The sequence below is a fragment of the Alteromonas sp. G4i35 genome (assembly GCF_054960375.1).
The window spans coordinates 78,959-97,892 of sequence record NZ_JBHNZD010000005.1; the positions used below are offsets into that span (position 1 = coordinate 78,959).

The following is an 18,934-nucleotide window of genomic DNA, read 5'->3' on the forward strand; positions in this document are numbered from 1 at the left end:
TATTTCATTTATCCGTTTTAATCGGGTTTCTGTGCGCAGCGATTTTACAGGCATTCTTTTTTGTTATTCAAAGCCCGCCATTGCCTAAAAAACACCCAGTAAACAGTAACATGCCCTAAAGTCGTAATGCCTTTTTTCAAATTTGTACTAAAGTTAGGTCGTTCACGCTAATAAACAACGGAAATTATGAATAAAAGCGACCAAAAACAGTACTTTCTTGCTGATAATTTAAAGGCAATAGGGATGTCACTACTTAGTGTTGTGGGAGTTACGCTACTACTCGCCATCATTATGTTTGTTTTCATTCGTGAGCAAGAAGAGAGCCGGGCTACCGAAATTCTGGAAAACGTACGCGTGGTGTTCAGAGATGCAGAAATTACTCTCGATTATCTTAATGCTCTGCCTTATCAAACCTGTGAAATGGACAACTTAGCGGAAATGCGGAAAACCCTGTTTCGCTCTCGATTCGTTAAGGAAATTGGTTTTTATCAAAACAACGAACTGCTGTGTAGTACTTACTTGGGCATTCTTGACGAGCCCATGAAAGAGGTTAAGCCAGACTTTTATACACAACTTGGCGATGCATTTTGGATAAATACGCCACTACAACTGTTCGATAAGCAAGCCACTGGTACCATAGTACAGCGCGGGCGATATAACGCGGTATTGGATATGGACAGCGTGATTGGCTATAGCTATACCCAGGATTGGCAGCTGTTTTACAATGGGGATCAATTCTACCATATGGCAGGAAACCCTAGTCTTGTAGGCTCAACGCTTAGCCAAGACGATATGGATGCGCGTACCGGCTATTTTTCTTTGCAGTTTATTCAGTGCGACGAGCGTTACAATCAAACTTGCTTAAAAGTAAAGTCTGACCATGGACGGGTGCTTGATTTGCATATGGGTAAAATGGTGTTGTTCATTTTTGTCATGCTAATGACCGCTGCATTAACCCATATGCTTACATTTAACTATTTAAGGCGCCGCCGCTCGCTTGAATCTCGGGTAAGCAAAGGACTGAAAGAACGTAAGTTCTACTGCCTTTATCAACCTTTTGTGAATTTGGAGTCGGGCAAGGTCATTGGGTGCGAAGTCTTAAGCCGATTTGAAGACGAGTTTGGTCCGATTTATCCAGACGAGTTTATACCTCAAGTTAAAGAACAGGACATGACCTGGGAATTCACCGTAGATATGATTACAACGGCCATGAAAGAGCTTAACGAAAATCCAGAGATACCAGAAGGCTTCAAAGTATCTTTCAATTTGTTCCCATTTGATTTTACGCGGGAAGGCTGTTTGGACTTAGATTTTGTTTTGGAAATGAACGTAAAAAACTTCAAATTGGTTTTAGAAATTACCGAAGATGAGCAGATCGCTACTCACAGTGCGGTAAAACACATTAAATCTTTGAAGAGTAAAGGCTTTCTCTTTGCCATAGATGATTTTGGGGTTGGTTACTCGAACTTGAGCCAATTGAAAACACTTAATTGTGACTACCTTAAAATTGATCGCAGTTTCGTTATGGATATGGAAGACAACAGTATTCGTTCATCACTCATTCCTCATATTGTGAGTATTGCAGAAGGGCTTAGTGTGGATCTGATAGCAGAAGGCGTCGAAAATATCGATCAATGCAACGAATTGAGAGGATTGACCATAGGATATGGTCAAGGATGGCTATTCGGTAAGCCACAACCTGTGGATGCATTAGCTAAATGCGTGCAAGAGACTTAATTACGCGTTTTCCCTCTGTTATTTTTCAGTTGGTGTTGGTAGTGTTTAACGCTACCATTCACCGTCTGGAAAATATAGAAGAACACTCGCATGCAGGACGTGCTAATTTGCCGCAATATTTTTAAAACCTATCAAGATGGCAGTAATGCCACCCCCGTTTTACACGATGTTTCTCTTTCAATAAAAGCTGGTGAACATGTCGCCATATTAGGAAGCTCTGGCTCAGGTAAAAGTACGCTTTTACATATACTTGGAGGGCTGGATAAGCCTTCCAGCGGCGAAGTTGAATTTAATGGAAAGTCACTCGGTCAATTATCTGGCAACGCATTAGCAAAGCTACGCAATGACCACATGGGGTTTATCTACCAGTTCCATCACTTGCTAGGTGAATTCACCGCTATTGAAAACGTAGCAATGCCACTGAGAATTAGGGGCGTATCAAGCAATGCTGCCCTTTCGAAAGCCCGTGAGATGTTAGAAGAAGTGGGACTTTCACATAGAATTGATCACTTACCCTCTGCCATGTCTGGGGGAGAAAGACAGCGTGTGGCAATAGCACGGGCCCTTGTTACCGAGCCTTCAGTAGTGCTTGCCGATGAACCTACCGGGAATCTTGATGATTCTACAGGTGAGCAAATCTATAAATTGCTAACCAGCTTAAGTGAAAAAAAGGGCACTGCGTTCGTGGTTGTTACTCATGACATCGCGCTAGCGAGCAAGATGGATCGGGTGCTTAAGATAAAAGACGGCAGACTGGCGAGCGAGTCGTTAACCAAGGAGAGCCAAGATGCTCGCCTTTGAATTGGCTCAACGCTTTAGGAAAGCGCGCTCAGAGCAGCGCTTCATCTCATTCATTTCTATGTCATCTACCATTGGGATTGGTCTTGGTTGCTTTGTACTTATCGTATTACTGAGCGTTATGAACGGGTTCGAAAAAGAACTTACAAGTCGAATTTTGAGTGTAGTACCTCACGGTGAGTTATACAGTAAAAGCGAAAGTGGTATTGAGAACTTGGATGCGCAACTCTATCGCTTGTCTCAGGATAGCCGCATTGCCTCTGTGACGCCCTATACCGGTCTAACCGGTATGCTGCAGTCAAAGGGGGAGTTAAAAGCTATTAGCGTTACCGGAATTTTAGTTGATAGTGTGGCCGAAAAATACGCCGAAAGAGTCGCTAGCGAAGATTGGCAACGCTTTTCAGAGCACAAGAATGGCCTAATAGTAGGGAAGGGCATTATGTCCTCGATGGGTCTTAAAATTGGTGACACTGTACAAGTATTAATTCCTCAAACCACGCAGGATTTAACGTTCAAAGCCCCACGCTCAATTACCCTTTCAGTCTCGGGTGTGTTATCTGTTGGCGGTGAGCTTGATAACCAATTAGGTCTTATGCACCTAAAAACGGCTTCCGAGGCAATTGGCATAGCGTCACAGGCACAAGGTATTCAATTTACCCTCAAGGATCCATTTTCCGCCTACGACACCATGCGAGATATTGGATACAACTACCCGCAGGCAGTGTATATGTCTGATTGGACACGCACACAAGGGCATTTGTACAACGATATTCAGCTAGTAAGGGCAGTGGTATATATTGCTCTGACGCTGGTCATTGCCGTTGCTTGTTTCAACATCGTATCGTTGTTAGTTATGGCTGTAAGAGATAAGCAGGCAGCCATTGCAATATTAAAAACCATGGGTGCAACCGACCGATTAATTCGCAACGCGTTTGTATTACAGGGTGTTATAAATGGGGTCATTGGCATTTCAGTTGGCGTCCTGCTAGCTTTGCTAGTGGCACCTAACCTATCTGGCATTGTACGTTTCATTGAAGTGGCGATAGGGATAGAAATTCTATCAGGCGATATATATTTTATCGATTTCCTACCTTCTGATCTGCATTGGCACGACGTTGTAGTAACTGTGGTTGTTGCTATGTTTTTGAGTGTTGGCGCTACTATTTATCCAGCACAAAAAGCGGCAAAAGTATCGCCATCGTCTGCACTTCATTAATGTGGTGTGTAATTAAAAGCCGAGGGGGCGTTCATTTACCAAATGAGAGGTGAATAAGCGTGCACAGCTTTTAGAAAGCTACCATTTTAACCTTTGCACTTCGCACATTTGGTTTAGGTGAATAAAAAGGCCAGCATTTAATGCTGGCCTTATAGTTTGCTAGTGCCTCTTCAAATTTATGTACAACCCAATCTAAAGAGGCTTTTTGTCAGGGTTACTTATTTCTTTCAAAGTGTTCGAAATCAACATCTTCTTGTTTCAAACCCGCTTTCGGGTCGTTATAAACGCTTTCATCTAATGCGCCTTCGCTTTTAGCTACAATACAAGACACCATACAGTCACCCGTAATATTCACCGCAGTTCGCGTCATGTCTAGCAATCTGTCTACACCGATAATAAGTGCGATACCTTCAACCGGTAAGTTCACTTGCTGCAATACCATAGCTAGCATAATAAGACCTACACCTGGAACGCCTGCGGTCCCAATTGATGCTAAGGTGGCGGTGAGTACTACCATCATGTAGTCACCTAGGCTCAAATCGACAGCGTAAACTTGGGCAATGAATACCGTTGCTACACCCTGCATAATGGCAGTACCGTCCATGTTAATTGTCGCACCTAGCGGTAGGGTAAATGATGATACCGAGTTACCAACGCCAAGCTTATTTTTTGCTGTTTCCATAGTGACGGGTAACGTTGCGCTACTGCTGGATGTACTAAAGGCGAATAGCGCCGCATCGCGCATTTTTTTCATCAGAATAACGGGATTTAATCCCGATAGGGCTTTTAGCAGAACGGAGTAAGTGACAAGGCCGTGAAGAATTAATACGCCAAATACCAAGAAGAAGTATTTTGCCAGGCTCAGTATGGTATCGCCACCAATGGTTGAGAAGAGTTTTGCCATCAACACGTACACGCCATATGGTGCTAAGTTCATGATGATGGTAACCAGGCGCATGATCACTGTATTAATATCTTCGAAGATAGCGGTTAGGCGCTTGCCAGCATCGCCTGTCATCGCCATTGCTATACCAAACAGTACAGCAAATACAATGATTTGAAGCATATTGCCTTGAGCCATTGAGTTAATAGGGTTGCTCGGGAACATATTAACGATGACGTCTGAAAGACTGGGGGCCTCTTTTGCTTGGAAGGCTGTATCGGTCGTTAGATTTAGACCATCACCGGGAGACACCACTAAAGCTATACTCATGGCTAGTGTTATGGCGATTGCGGTTGTGACAACATATAAACCAACCGATTTTGCGCCAAGTCTTCCCAACTTACTTGGGTCTGACAGCGTACTGGTTCCGCAAATAAGGGAAACAAAGACAAGGGGAACCACGAGCATTTTTAAGCTGGCTATAAATATTTGGCCGAGAGTGGAAAATATACCTTCTACAAGAATGTTATACGTTGAGAACTCTAAACCGAATATCGAAAAAGTAAAATCTCCGCTATCATCAAACAATAGTTGGAGAAAGACACCAGTCAAGATACCGGCAGCCATGCCGATAAAAATACGGGCGGTTAAACTATATTTATGTGCAGATGAAGACATTAATGTTCCCTGTGCATTTTTATATTTTTAATCTTTCGTAGTGTGCCAGATTCAGTTGATTTTTAAACATAAAAAACGACGCAATTGTCAATAAAAGAGGTTCAGGAACGAATTATGTCGACATTAGCGAAAACGCTTAGCCTAATTAGCGCATTATTTATGCTAACAGCATGTGGTGGTGGAGGCGATTCATCAGTCACTCGGGATAACACAGACAGTGGAAGCGGAGGCGGCGGCGGTTCTTCATCACCCTCTTATTCAATTGCTTTGACACTCGAAAACGAAAGTGGAGAAAGCGATAATAATCTCTCTGAAAATAATAGCTTGGTTATTGTTGCAACAGTGACAGATCAAGACGGTAATCCGCATTCAGACGCGTTGCTGACCTTTACCTTAAGCAATCAAGATTTAGCTGAATTTGGTAACGACACAGGTACAGCGCGTACTAATTCAGACGGCGTTGCTCGCTTAGGTCTTGAAGCTAGCACGGCATCTGGGGACGGTGAAATAACTGCGGCGCTGGGAACTGGTGAAACCGGAACCACCACGTTTTCAGCCACAGGCAGTACCACAGTTAGAGAAGAACCAGCTTCGTTAGAGCTTTATGCAAACAGTATTCAGCTTGCATCAAGTGGTAGTGATGAAGTTGAGTTGATAGCACTGGTTAAAAATGAACAAAGTGTGCTGATGGAAGGGGTAGAAGTAAGCTTCTCTGCCGCATCAGGCGATGGGGTTGAACTTCAATTAACTCAACCAGAAACCGCCGCAGATGGTACAGCGCGCGCAATATTAACGTCTCAAAACGATGCGTCAAACCGCACCGTCACCATTACAGCAGGTGCAGGCAGCCTTACGCAAACAGTTGAAATTACCATTGCTGGTACAGAAGTCACCATCAACGGTGCATCGTCAGTTATTTTGAACGACAGCGTAGATTATACAATTCGTGTTCAGGACTCTGACGGAACATCAATTCTCAACCAAGACGTAGTGCTAAGTGCGGTTAATGGAACGCTTAGCAGCACGACTGTTAATACGGGCGCAAACGGACAAGCGACAGTGTCTTACACTGCATCAACGTCTGGCGAAGATACTATCACTGCGGCAGCACTTAACGCTGAGACCAGCTTTACGGTGCAAGTTCAGCAAGACGAATTTAACTTTGTCAACTTGCCTACAGAGGAAGTGCCGCTAGGGCAGACTCAAACTATTACGGTCCAGTGGCGTCAAGACAACACGCCTGTGGTAGGTCAGAATGTTACTTTTAGCGCGTCACGTGGCGTTATTGCGGGCAACGCAACTGTAGTGACCGATGCAGAAGGGCAAGCGAGTATTGATATCAGTGCGAATAATGCTGGTATCTCTTCAATTACTGCATCAGCGAGTGACGGAAGTGGGAATGTGTTGGTTTCAGCACTCACTCAGATTGAGTTTATTGCTACCACACCTCACACACTGATTGCCGATGCATCACCTGACATTATTGGCCCTGACGGTCAAACCAGTACCATCAGTGCAGTTGTTCGTGACGTTGATGGAAACCTAGTGAAGAACAGTGTGGTTAACTTCTCTGTATCTGACGTATCGACCGGATTTGTATCACCTTCTCAGGCAACCACCGACAGCAAGGGGATAGCGACCACCGTCTTTACTTCAGGATCGGTATCGACTCAAGACGCGGTAGTGGTTACTGCGTTTGTTGCTGACGACCCAGCCATTGACGACGAGGTTGTGTTAACAGTGGGCGCACGTGCTTTTGATATCTCGCTAGGAACGGGTAATGAGCTTGAAGAAGCCACATCGACTTCTTACCTGAAGCGCTTTGGTGTGTTTGTATCAGATTCTGCAGGTCAGCCAGTCAGTGGCGTCAACCTGACTGCGTCAGTTGCGCCGGTAAAATACGTAAATGGCGGTGAGTATAGAACCGGCTTTTGGGTATTCGACGATGATGCTTCTCAATGGGTTGCAATAGTAAATCAAAACTGTGAAACCGAAGACGTTAACGACAACGGTATTTTGGATACAACGCCAAGAGATGAAGATACCAATGAAGACGGTATGTTAACTCCTGGATTAATTGGAACCATCGCGTTTGCCAACGGTGCAGCGGTGACAGATGAGAATGGCTACGCGGAATTGGAATACCGTTATCCTCGAAGTTATGCAATCTGGTATGACGCCGTCATTTCAGTGTTCGGTCAGTCTACAGGCAGTGAAGCAAGTGCGAAGATGCGTTACACCCTAAGTATTTCTGCTGACGATGTGACGGATGAAGGGGCGTCACCGCCGGCAAATCCATTCGGCGTAACTGACCAGTGTACGCTGGTCACACCATAAAGAGTTTATACTTAACAAGTAACAAAAAGCCGGCTTATAGCCGGCTTTCTTTTTCGCTTAATTTTAATCAGACTTAACTTACGCCTGTTGGAATGGGTAAACCGAACCAATTTTAAGGATTTGTGTAAGCTCATCAAGCGCAGTACGAGATTCAATGAGAAGCTGCGGATCGCGCAAGTCATCTTCACCTAATTCATCGCGATAGTGCTTGTCGACCCAAGCGTTTAGGCGAGCGAACTGTGTATCGTTGATTAACGTATTTTGATTAACTGCGGCAAGTTCTTGGTCATTCATCGCAACGCGCAAACGCAAACATGCCGGACCACCGCCATTACGCATGCTTTGTTTAACATCAAAATAATTAACCGACTTAATGGGCGTACCCAGAGTTACCAGCTTGTCTAAATAGCGCTTAACGGCTTCATTTTCCTCACACTCAGTTGGCGCGATGATGGTCATATCACCACCTGGAAGCGTTATAATTTGCGTGTTGAACAAGTAGGTTTTTACTGCGTCTTGTACAGAGACTTCAGCAGTCGGCACTTCAATAAAATGCAGCGGTTCGCTACCAAATTTAGCTTGAAGCTCTTTAAATCCAGCGTCTTTTTGATAAAACGCTTGCTCGTGGAAAAACAACACATTTTGGTTACCAACAGCGATCACATCGTTGTGGAATACGCCCTGGTCGATAACGTCTGGGTTTTGCTGCATGTAAACTACGCCATCGTCGTCTAGACCGTGTAAGCGAGCTACTGCTTGGCATGCTTCTAGCGTTTGGCGAGCAGGATATTTTTTCGGTGCTGGTTTGCTGGTATCAAATGCATGACGACCATAAACAAACAACTCTACGCCTGCCTGACCATAGTTGCGGCAAAGTCGCGTGTGGTTGGCTGCACCTTCGTCACCAAAATGCTCGTTATCTGGCAGGTGCTGGTGATGAGCAAAGTGCTTTTCATTGGCAAATGTACCGCGCAGGATATTGCCTGTAACCTGAGGCTCTAGTGAACGATGGAACTTATTAGTTAAGTTTGCAGGGGTAAAGTGAACGCGACCATCGGCAGTATCGGCACTAGGAGACACAGTGGCGGCATTTGCAGTCCACATGCTACTGGCAGAACAACAAGCAAGGAAAATCTCGCGAGATTGCTTTGCAGCGCTTTCTAGCACGCGAGCATCAGAGCCTGTGAAGCCTAAACGGCGCAGTGCGGCGATGTCAGGACGCTCTTGTGGGGCCAACACACCTTGAACCATTCCCATATCGGCTAACGCTTTCGCCTTTGCAAGACCTTGTTTAGCCGCTTGCTTTGGGCTGCTCTTCGCATTTGCATTGTTCAGGGAAGCGACATTGCCAAACGACAAACCGGCATAGTTATGGGTAGGTCCTACAAGACCATCAAAGTTAACTTCAAACTGCTTCATACTTTCCCTCATTCTTGGAGTTTTGGCGCTTGACCCTATATGTTACTTTTCCATACGCACTGCGATTAATTTAATAGCAGCGGCAACGCTTTCGTTCTTTTACAGGGACAAACGATGCACTTCTTCACACCTGAACATGTTGTCAGGCTAGGTTGGAATGGCTGGCATTATACGGCTTTTAAGGCCAATGCCAATCGCGCTGTTCATTTATTGTGCAGTTTTTGCGCGTGTTTAAAGCAAAGGAAAGAATAAGTATGAAGAAGATCTTGTTTTCCATTCACTTTGTAGATATATGTTAAAAAAGAGCGAGTACCCTATATAAAGCGCAAGGTTGCTCCAATTTTCAGAATTTGACGTAAATAGTCATTAAAAATCAATAGGTTTAGTTCAATTATATGGCAAAATCACTGGTCATAGTCGAGTCACCAGCCAAAGCGAAAACGATAAATAAATATCTCGGTAAAAATTTTATCGTAAAAAGTTCGGTTGGCCACGTGCGAGATCTTCCGACGAAGGCTTTAGGCAAAGTAGAGCCTAAAAAACCGGCTAAAGAACTCAAAACTTTAAGCGAAGAAGAGCGTCAAGAATATCTTCGCCGTCACGAATATTTGAAGCTTGTAGACAGAATGGGTGTGGATCCAGAGAAAGATTGGAAAGCCCACTATCAAGTGCTACAGGGTAAAGAGAAAGTCGTTAACGAACTTAAAAAGCTTGCTAAAGATGCTGACACTATCTATCTCGCGACCGATTTGGACCGCGAAGGGGAAGCGATTGCATGGCATTTACAAGAGCTGCTAGGTAAAAAAGACAAAACTTACCAGCGAGTGGTGTTTAACGAAATTACTAAAAACGCGATTCAAGATGCGTTCTCAGATCCGGGTGAGTTAAATATCTCCCGTGTTAATGCGCAGCAGGCTCGCCGATTCCTAGACCGTGTCGTAGGCTTCATGGTATCGCCACTTCTGTGGAAAAAAATTGCGCGAGGCCTGTCAGCTGGGCGTGTTCAATCGGTTGCGGTTAGGCTTGTTGTAGAGCGTGAGCGAGAAATTAAAGCGTTTGTACCTGAAGAGTTTTGGGACGTACACGCAGATTTAACTAGCCAGCAAAAAGCGGCACTACGCATGCTGGTAGCAAAGCACCAGGGCAATGCGTTCAAGCCTAAAAACAAGGCCGAAACTGATAAAGCGCTTGGTGACTTAGAAGGGGCTAACTACACGGTAGAAAGCCGCGAGTCAAAGCCTACGCAAAGTCGTCCTTCTGCACCATTTATTACCTCAACGCTACAACAAGCGGCAAGTACTCGATTGGGCTTTGGTGTTAAGAAAACCATGATGATGGCACAGCGCCTTTATGAGGCGGGCTACATCACCTATATGCGTACGGATTCAACCAATTTAAGCCAAGAGGCGTTGGACAGTGCTCGTGCATACATTTCAGATAATTTTGGTGACAAGTACCTGCCTGATTCGCCAAATCGCTACGGCAGTAAAGAAGGTGCGCAAGAGGCGCACGAAGCGATCCGTCCTTCAAACGTGAGCATAAGTGCTGCAAGTTTAGGCGATATGGAACGCGATGCACAGCGTCTTTATGAGCTTATTTGGCGCCAGTTTGTGGCCTGTCAAATGACTCCAGCTAAGTACGATGCAACCACTATCAAAGTGGCGGCGGGTGATTACGAGCTGACGGCGAAGGGCCGCGTACTTAAGTTCGATGGCTGGACTCGCGTTCAACCTCAGCTTCGTAAAAAAGGCGAAGAAGAGCTCATGTTGCCTGATGTACAAAAAGGCGATGTGCTTGACTTAAAAGCGCTTGATCCTAAACAGCACTTCACCAAGCCTGTAGCGCGATTTAATGAAGCTTCGTTGGTAAAAGAGCTTGAAAAACGCGGTATTGGTCGTCCATCGACCTACGCCAGTATTATTTCGACGATTCAAGATCGCGGCTATGTGCGCTTAGAGAATAAGCGTTTTTATGCCGAGAAAATGGGCGAAATAGTAAACGATCGTCTGATGGAAAACTTTGACGATTTAATGAGCTATGACTTTACTGCCAACATGGAGCAGCATCTTGATGATATTGCTGAAGGCAAGAAAGATTGGAAGGACGTGCTCAACGACTTTTACAGCGGCTTCTACGGAAAACTGTTAAACGCTGAGAAAGACCCTGAAGAGGGCGGTATGCGCTTGAATCAGGCAGTGCCTGCAGGTGTTGAGTGCGATAAATGCGGCCGTGAAATGAACGTGAGAACCGCGTCAACTGGCGTATTCTTGGGCTGTTCAGGCTACAATTTACCGCCGAAAGAGCGCTGCACAAACACCATGAATTTAACGCCTGGTGACGAAGTCGTGAAAGTGGACGATGAAGAAGAGCTCGAAACAGAAGCGCTTCGTTCTAAAAAGCGTTGTCCTAAGTGCGGCACGGCGATGGACAGTTACTTGGTTGACGAAACCCGTAAACTTCATGTGTGTGGTAACACGCCAACATGTGATGGCACCTTAGTTGAAACAGGCACATTCAAGATAAAAGGCTATGACGGCCCCATTATTGAGTGTGATAAATGTGGCAGCGATATGGAGCTTAAAAACGGTCGATTTGGTAAATACTTCGGCTGCACCAACGAAGAGTGTAAGAATACTCGTAAGCTACTTAGAAACGGTGAAGCTGCGCCGCCAAAAGAAGATCCGGTAGATTTACCTGAGCTTCCGTGTGAAAAGTCTGACGCGCACTTTATGCTACGTGATGGCGCTTCGGGAATTTTCTTAGCGGCGCATAACTTTCCAAAGTCGCGTGAAACTCGTGCGCCGAAAGTGGAAGAACTTGCTCGCTTTAGAGATAGAATTTCGCCGAAATTCTACTATCTTGCTGATGCGCCACAAACGGACCCTGATGGTAACCCTGCAATAGTTCGATACAGCAGAAAGACCAAACAGCAATACGTGATGTCTGAGAATGACAATGGTAAAGCAACGGGATGGTCTGCGTGGTACGACAATGGCAAATGGCAGGAGCAAGCCGCTAAAAAGCCAGCGACTAAAGCCAAGAAGAAGTAACGCCTTTACATCGGAAAAGGTAAAAATAGACCTTTAATTGAAATTCACAAGCCCGACATTGCTCGGGCTTGTTACGTAGTTAAAAGACGGTAAGCGTCTGCAAAGCGTATCAATAGAAAAAGAGTAACAGAGAGTAATTATGGCCTCCTTACAAGACCAACTACTGAAAGCCGGTTTGGCCGATAAAGCATCTGCAAAGCAAGCGCGTGCAGATAAACGCAAAAAACAAAAGCAAAAGAATAAGCAAAAACAACCTGTCGTTGATGAAGCGACTATTGCTGCTCAACAAGCAGCTGAAGAGAAAAAAGCGCGCTCACGCGAGCTAAACCAGCTTCAACAGCAGGAGCGAGAGAAGCGCTCAATTATTGCGCAGGTAAGGCAGCTTATTACGGTAAACAAACAACCGCGCAATGGCGAAACTTTACTTAACTTTACACACGACAACGTAGTAAAGCGTCTGTATGTAAGTGAAGAGATGCATAAGCAAGTGACAAAAGGTCGTTTGGCTGTTGTATTGTTAGATGACGCTTATGAACTAGTACCAGCCCCCGTTGCTGACAAAATTGCGCAGCGCGACGAGGCTTCAGTTATTTACCGTGCTGATTTAGATAAGAGCGGAGCCGACGGTAAAGATGAAGAAGAAGATGATTGGTACGCCGATTATGAAATTCCAGATGATTTAACCTGGTAGGCCCTCAAATTCATTCTCGCAGCCGCGCTCTGTATCACAGAGCGTGGTAAGCGGGAAAGTCGACGTAAAAAAGTTTCAATAATTCTCCCACTCCCAATACGTCATTGTGCCAATGGCGAACGACTTACCGTTAAGCATTCTCTGTTAAAAAATTCAACACGTTGATCTTTAGTAATTTTTACTTTTGCCGTTAACAAGCAATCTTTCTCATAACTACTTACGGTTTTCTCTACTATAGTTTTTTTAGTCCTTACCCTGTTGAGCTTTGAAATACAGCAAAGATAAACAGGCCTACGTTACTCATTTTATTTGCATCGAACGTTTTTTCTTAGTTTTGGAGGGGTGCCATGGGTGTCTCAATTAAGTGGTTCTTCAGTGTTGTGGTGTCGTTGTGTGTGTCTTTTTCAGCAAATGCAGGACTATTCAAAATTTCTATTAACGATCTTGGTGGTTTAACACCTTCACAATCCAGCGTTTTTGATGATGCAATCGCTTATTGGGAGTCTTACCTAATAGGCGTTCAAAGCGAGTTTAATCACAATATTGTTATAGATGCGAGTGGCGTTGCACTTGATGGTGTGGGTGGCGTATTGGGTAGTGCTGGCCCAACGGGTATCACTCAGCTACCAGACAGCACTTTTGTTTATGCAAATAAAGGCCGAATGCGTTTTGATACGGCAGACCTTGATAGCTTAGAAAGTCGCGGTACGCTTTTTGATGTCATCGTACACGAGATGGCCCATGTTATTGGATTTGGAACATTGTGGACGACCGACTTTTTTATTGCGGGCAGCCAATCTAACTACGTCAGCGGTTCAGGGCATTACACCGGAGAGTACGCTTTGGAAATTTATCGCCGCGAGTTTGTTGAAAACGCCACATTTATTCCTGTAGAACTGGGGGGAGGAGCCGGCACTGCCAACAGTCACTGGGACGAACCTTGGCCTGGTGGTTCATCAGACCTGATGACAGGGTATTTGGGGCCATATCCAATTTCGTTAAGTGATACCACTGTAGCGTCGTTTGCTGATATTGGCTATTTGACTACGGTTACTCATGCAGTAAGTGAAGCCGCAACGGTATGGCTATTTCTATTTTCAATGGGACTTGTTGTAAGAAGGCATCATCAAAGGTCAACAGGCGCTAGTACACGTCGTCTACAAATTTTTCAGGCGATGTCGGTCTAGCAGCGTTGCAGCGCTTGCGCAGAACAAATGCTAAATCTATGCTGGGCGAATAATCTTGAGTGATAGCTTCTATCAATCAGTATGTGCACATATCTTTGGGATTTTTGGCTTATTCTAAAAACATGCGTTTAATGTACTTACAAGTCAAGCATTCCATTGGTAGAATCATGATAGAAGCTATCAATCATGATTAAGGTATTGGTCTTTGGATATTCGTCAGCTCCGTTTTCTGGTCGCGTTAGATGAGACGCAGCACTTCGGTAAAGCGGCTAAGTCGTGCAATGTTACACAACCCACGCTTTCTTCACGCCTTCATAATTTAGAAGATGAGCTTGGTATTCAGTTGGTGGCTCGCAACCACAGATTCCAAGGCTTTACGCCGGAAGGTGAAAGAATTTTGGCATGGGCAAGGAATATCTTAGCGGCGTGTGACGGATTACAAGCGGAAGCTGCATCGTGCAAAGGCGCCTTAGTTGGCCGACTTCGGATTGGTGCCGTTCCTCTAGCGAGTGTCGATCCTATCGACATTATTGACACCCTCTCAAAACAGCACAGTGCACTACAGTTTTCCTTACAAACACATAGCAGTGAGTATATCGTTAACGCGCTACACCGTAACGAGCTTGACCTGGGTCTTTGTTACCTTGAAGGCATGAGCGCGCAACACTTCCATATTTTGCCGTTTAAAGCTACACCAATGGTGTTGCTGTATCACCCTAATCATTACTGCTTTGAGCAAGATACCCTAAGCTGGCAGTCTCTTTCATCACTGCCACTTGGGTTATTAACACCTTCAATGCACTTTAGGCAGTCAATCACGTTAAACATGGCTAATGTGGGCGTGAACAATGAGCCTGTTATTGAATCAGACTCGGTTCATTGTTTACTGCAAGCAGTGAAAAAGGGGATGTGTTGTACGATCCTTCCAACCAACGTCGCAAAGGCCAATGATGATTTAGGGCTCGCCTATGTTACTGTTGACGATGGTAAAACCATTTCGCCTTTAGGGCTCATCATGCGAAAAGGCGAACCCAGCTCTCCCATTGCAAAGCAATGCTTTGAGTTTTTAAAAGGATATGAGGAGATTTTCAATAAAGGAGGCATATGCAGTGAGTAAAGTGAATACGACACTCATCGGTTTAGTGCTTGCGGGTGGTCAATCGCGTAGAATGGGGCAAGATAAAGCACTTATGCGTTATCAGGGCCGTACTCTCATCGATAATGCTTCGTTACTTTTACAGTCTGCGAGTTGCGATAAAGTGTTAATTAGCCGCAACGCGCCAGGCTTTTTGAATGACAAAATTGAAGATGCAGGTCCGCTTAGCGGAGTACATGCTGTTTTAGACGCACTATCTCAATCTGATAATCACAATGGCAATCCTTGTGAACTACTTGTTCTTCCCGTTGACATGCCGCAGATGACGCCCGAGCTTTTGAGAATATTAGTTTCGCGAGGGCGAGAGGCTGAAAAGGCATGTTATGTGGAAAAACGCTTTTTGCCTTTCTATTTACCCGTTACTCAGGACACCAAAGCCCTCTTAGCCAACTATCTAGTTGAGCAAAGTAAAAGACGAGTGGTAGGATTTTTAGAAATTCTCAATGCAGTTTCTCTTAAAGAAGCCGGCCTCAAAAAAACAGCGCGTAAAGATGAAAGCGATAGCAAAAAGCGTCTCGCAAATATGTCTAATGACGATGACGTAGAGTGGCTGAATGTGAATACTCCAGGTGATTGGCCACATGAAAAGTAATACTGAACAACACGCTTTGGTTTTAGATGCTGCACCCTATACTCAAAAGTTTGCCCTTGCCGAAGAAGTCGCTTTAAGCATTAGTTATAACGGTATTAATTATGCCGTAATGCTGATAACGCCAAACGACATTGAAGATTTCATTGTGGGCTTCAGTTTAAGTAACGACATTATTGAACATCCCCGCCAGCTTTACGGTATTGAATTAACGCATCACAAAGAACACATCAATGCGGAAGTTGAAATTGCCAATCAGGCGTTCTGGAAGTTAAAGGAAAATAAACGGCAATTGGCGGGGGCGTCGGGCTGTGGGCTCTGCGGTGTTGAGGCATTAGACAACGCTTTGCCTCAATTAACGTCTGTGGATGTATCGCCTTTGCCTGATGTGAGCTGGTTTAAAGGATTGCGAAGCCTTATATCTAATGCGCAAGCATTAGCTCAGCAGAGCGGTGCGGTGCATGGAGCGCTCTACATTGATGCTAAGCGCAATGTGCTGGCATGCCGAGAAGATATAGGAAGGCATAATGCTTTTGATAAATTAATTGGTGCTATCACCACCAAAAAACTCTTTCAACCTGAAGGTATTGTTGTGCTCACAAGCCGCTGCAGTTTAGAGTTGGTTCAAAAAGCGATAAGAGCTAAATTACCTTTGGTAGTGACGCTATCTGCTCCTACAGCCTTATCAGTAAAGTGGGCAAGCCGTTATGGTCTCACCCTGATCCATGTACCTAAGTATGACCCTCCGAGAGCTTACGCACCGCAAGAAAAGTAGTGCGCATCGAGCCAGTTAGAAACAAAGGGTCTGTACTGATAAGTGCCTGATAAGCAAAGAAAAGCTTACACCGCAGAGACTGCTATTCGGCCATCTGATTCAGATTTCGAAAGTTTGATCGCGATAAATTTCGATGTTGGTGTGAACGTGCCATCACCGTAACTTTCTAGTGGTACTAACGGATTGGTTTCGGGGTAATATGCTGCTGCTTGACCTTGCGGGATGTCGTAAGCCACCAACATAAACTGTTTAACTTGGCGTGTTTTGCCGTCGTTCCACATTGACGTAATGTCGACTTTATCGCCATCGTTAAAACCCAGCTTCTTAATGTCACGTTCATTGACAAACAGAACGTCCCGCGCGCCAAACACGTTTCTGTAGCGGTCATCCATACTATAAATAGTTGTGTTGTACTGATCATGAGAGCGCAGTGTTTGTAAAATGAGGTCCGGCTCTTCACCTTTCGCAACGAGGTCAGCATTTAACAGTGAATCAGGCAGGGCGTTAGCAGCAAACTCGGCTTTGCCCGATGGTGTTAACCAGCGTCTCTCACCTGCTGCATTACCTAAATGAAAACCACCTGGTTGAGCGAGTTTGGTGTTAAAGTCTTTAAAACCGTCTATGGTGTCGGCAATGAGCTCACGAATATTGTCGTAATCGCTTATTAAGAAGTCCCAGTCTACCGGCGTGTTGCCTAACGTCGCCTTCGCGATACCAGCAATAATAGCGGGTTCAGAGCGAAGTTCGGGCGAGCTTGGCGGAAGTTGGCCATAAGAAATATGGACCATAGAAAACGTATCTTCCACAGTCACGCCTTGTTGCCCGCTAGCCTGCATGTCAATTTCAGTACGTCCCAAGCAGGGTAATATAAGCGCGTCTTTACCTGTGGTTAGGTGAGAACGATTTAACTTGGTGGCGATATGAACGGTTAAGTCGCATTGTGACAGCGCAGCGTGAGTACGCGGCGTATCTGGCGTCGCCTGGGCGAAATTACCGCCTAGGCCGATGAAAACTTTGGATTCACCACTTTCCATAGCCTGGATAGCTTGAATCGTATTGTGACCTCTTTCTCGTGGAACGGCGAAGTTAAACTTGTTCTCTAGTGCGTCAAGCAATGCTTTGGGGGGGACTTCGTTAATACCCACAGTTCTATCCCCCTGCACATTGCTGTGGCCACGAACGGGAGAAAGCCCTGCACCAGGCTTGCCCACGTTTCCTCGTAGTAGTTGTACGTTCACTATTTCCTGAACCGTAGCTACTGAGTGCTTGTGTTGGGTGATCCCCATTGCCCAGCACATGATCACCCGTTCTCCACGTTTGTACATGGTTGCCGCGTGACGTATTTCGTCTTTTGATAAACCGCTCTGCGCTTCAATATGCTCCCAGCTCGTCGCTTCAACGGCACTCAAATAATCGTCCATTCCATTGGTATGTGCGTTAATAAAGTCGTGGTCGAATACGGGAGGAGCATTGTTCGCTTTGGCTTCTTGCTCCCAAGTTAACAGCCATTTAGCGATGCCGCGCATAACCGCCATGTCACCACCAAGAGCAGGCCTGAAATAGGCGGTATTGGTTGGCTCAGAGCCATTGGTAAGCATTTCAACGGGATGCTGCGGGTTTTGAAATCGTTCAAGGCCACGCTCTTTTAACGGGTTGAAGCATACCACTTGCGCCCCTCTTCGTACTGCTTCACGAAGAGGTTCTAGCATGCGAGGGTGGTTAGTTCCCGGATTTTGGCCGATAACAAAAATGGTGTCTGCTTTTGCAAAATCATTGAACGTAACTGTGCCTTTGCCCACGCCTATCGTAGGTTTCATACCTTGCCCCGACGCTTCGTGGCACATATTTGAACAATCGGGAAAATTATTTGTGCCAAATGCGCGCACGAATAACTGATATAAATAGGCGGCTTCATTACTCGCCCGCCCGGAGGTATAAAACTCCGCCTGATGAGGGGAATGTAAACCCTTCAAGTGTTTGGCAATAAGTGCGAAGGCATCGTCCCATGATACTGGTTCGTAATGGTCTGCTTGAGCATTGTAGCGCATAGGGTGGGTGAGTCTCCCTTGTGACTCAAGCCAGTAGTCGGTGTGCTTTTTCAGTGAGCCGACCGAATACTTACGGAAAAATGTTGGGTCTACATAGCGACCGGTAGACTCCCAGTTCACTGCTTTAGCACCATTTTCACAAAACTTCACTAAACCACTTTCTGGTGATTCACCCCACGCACAGCCTGGGCAGTCAAAGCCTTTGTCTTGGTTCGTCTTGAGCATGGCTCGTAGATTCTTAAGTGGCTTTTCGCTTTGGATCCAGCTCTGGGTTACACTCTTTAGTGCTCCCCATCCGCCAGCGGGTTTGTTGTACGTTTTGATGTTACGCTTATCACTCATGTTCTGCCCCTGTGTCTACGCGGGCATT

General features: G+C 45.3%; 13 protein-coding genes. 10 read left to right on the forward strand and 3 right to left on the reverse strand.

Annotation, left to right across the window (positions count from 1 at the left end; translation table 11 throughout):
• Positions 1 to 186 precede the first annotated feature (186 nt).
• From ACFI6L_RS04205 to ACFI6L_RS04215, 3 genes are all read left to right on the forward strand, one after another.
• A complete protein-coding gene (locus ACFI6L_RS04205) occupies positions 187 to 1,737 on the forward strand; it encodes an EAL domain-containing protein (RefSeq protein WP_462573483.1) in 1,551 nt (516 codons plus the stop codon).
• Between the two features lie 90 nt (positions 1,738 to 1,827).
• Positions 1,828 to 2,538: a lipoprotein-releasing ABC transporter ATP-binding protein LolD gene (gene lolD / locus ACFI6L_RS04210; protein ID WP_462573484.1), complete on the forward strand. Its 711-nt coding sequence runs from the start codon at positions 1,828 to 1,830 to the stop codon at positions 2,536 to 2,538.
• Positions 2,525 to 3,751, forward strand: coding sequence for a lipoprotein-releasing ABC transporter permease subunit (locus ACFI6L_RS04215; protein ID WP_462573485.1), 1,227 nt, complete (start codon positions 2,525 to 2,527; stop codon positions 3,749 to 3,751). The genes lolD and ACFI6L_RS04215 overlap by 14 nt, the downstream gene beginning before the upstream one ends.
• A 214-nt stretch (positions 3,752 to 3,965) precedes the next feature.
• Here ACFI6L_RS04215 and ACFI6L_RS04220 read toward each other — a convergent pair whose 3' ends face one another.
• Positions 3,966 to 5,312, reverse strand: a complete 1,347-nt coding sequence (locus ACFI6L_RS04220) for a dicarboxylate/amino acid:cation symporter (protein ID WP_014998122.1) — start codon at positions 5,310 to 5,312, stop codon at positions 3,966 to 3,968.
• A 114-nt stretch (positions 5,313 to 5,426) separates the two neighbouring features.
• On the opposite strand from ACFI6L_RS04220, the gene ACFI6L_RS04225 reads away from it, so the two are divergent.
• Entirely contained in the window at positions 5,427 to 7,649 is a 2,223-nt protein-coding gene (locus ACFI6L_RS04225) for an Ig-like domain-containing protein (protein ID WP_462573486.1), read from the forward strand.
• Positions 7,650 to 7,727: 78 nt separating this feature from the next.
• Here the strand turns inward: ACFI6L_RS04225 and astB are convergent, their stop codons facing one another.
• The gene (gene astB, locus ACFI6L_RS04230; RefSeq protein WP_101564296.1) at positions 7,728 to 9,068 is read right to left on the reverse strand and encodes an N-succinylarginine dihydrolase; all 1,341 of its coding nucleotides are present in this window, start codon (positions 9,066 to 9,068) and stop codon (positions 7,728 to 7,730) included.
• A gap of 395 nt (positions 9,069 to 9,463) precedes the next feature.
• Here astB and topA point away from each other — a divergent pair, with 395 nt between their 5' ends.
• From topA to fdhD, 6 genes are all read left to right on the forward strand, one after another.
• Entirely contained in the window at positions 9,464 to 12,118 is a 2,655-nt protein-coding gene (gene topA / locus ACFI6L_RS04235; protein ID WP_101564297.1) for a type I DNA topoisomerase, read from the forward strand.
• A gap of 139 nt (positions 12,119 to 12,257) precedes the next feature.
• Positions 12,258 to 12,809 carry a DUF2058 domain-containing protein gene (locus ACFI6L_RS04240; protein WP_014976306.1) on the forward strand — a complete coding sequence of 184 codons (552 nt, stop codon included), beginning with the start codon at positions 12,258 to 12,260 and terminating at the stop codon, positions 12,807 to 12,809.
• A 347-nt stretch (positions 12,810 to 13,156) separates the two neighbouring features.
• A complete protein-coding gene (locus ACFI6L_RS04245) occupies positions 13,157 to 13,996 on the forward strand; it encodes a M8 family metallopeptidase (protein WP_462573487.1) in 840 nt (279 codons plus the stop codon).
• A gap of 205 nt (positions 13,997 to 14,201) precedes the next feature.
• Positions 14,202 to 15,113, forward strand: a complete 912-nt coding sequence (locus ACFI6L_RS04250; protein ID WP_014976308.1) for a LysR family transcriptional regulator — start codon at positions 14,202 to 14,204, stop codon at positions 15,111 to 15,113.
• Positions 15,106 to 15,744, forward strand: a complete 639-nt coding sequence (gene mobA / locus ACFI6L_RS04255) for a molybdenum cofactor guanylyltransferase (RefSeq protein ID WP_462573488.1) — start codon at positions 15,106 to 15,108, stop codon at positions 15,742 to 15,744. Before ACFI6L_RS04250 ends, mobA begins: the two co-directional genes overlap by 8 nt.
• Positions 15,734 to 16,516 carry a formate dehydrogenase accessory sulfurtransferase FdhD gene (fdhD, locus tag ACFI6L_RS04260; RefSeq protein ID WP_462573489.1) on the forward strand — a complete coding sequence of 261 codons (783 nt, stop codon included), beginning with the start codon at positions 15,734 to 15,736 and terminating at the stop codon, positions 16,514 to 16,516. The genes mobA and fdhD overlap by 11 nt, the downstream gene beginning before the upstream one ends.
• Positions 16,517 to 16,581: 65 nt before the next feature.
• Here fdhD and ACFI6L_RS04265 read toward each other — a convergent pair whose 3' ends face one another.
• On the reverse strand, positions 16,582 to 18,906 hold the full coding sequence (locus ACFI6L_RS04265) for an FdhF/YdeP family oxidoreductase (RefSeq protein ID WP_462573490.1): 2,325 nt from the start codon (positions 18,904 to 18,906) through the stop codon (positions 16,582 to 16,584).
• Between the last annotated feature and the right edge of the window lie 28 nt (positions 18,907 to 18,934).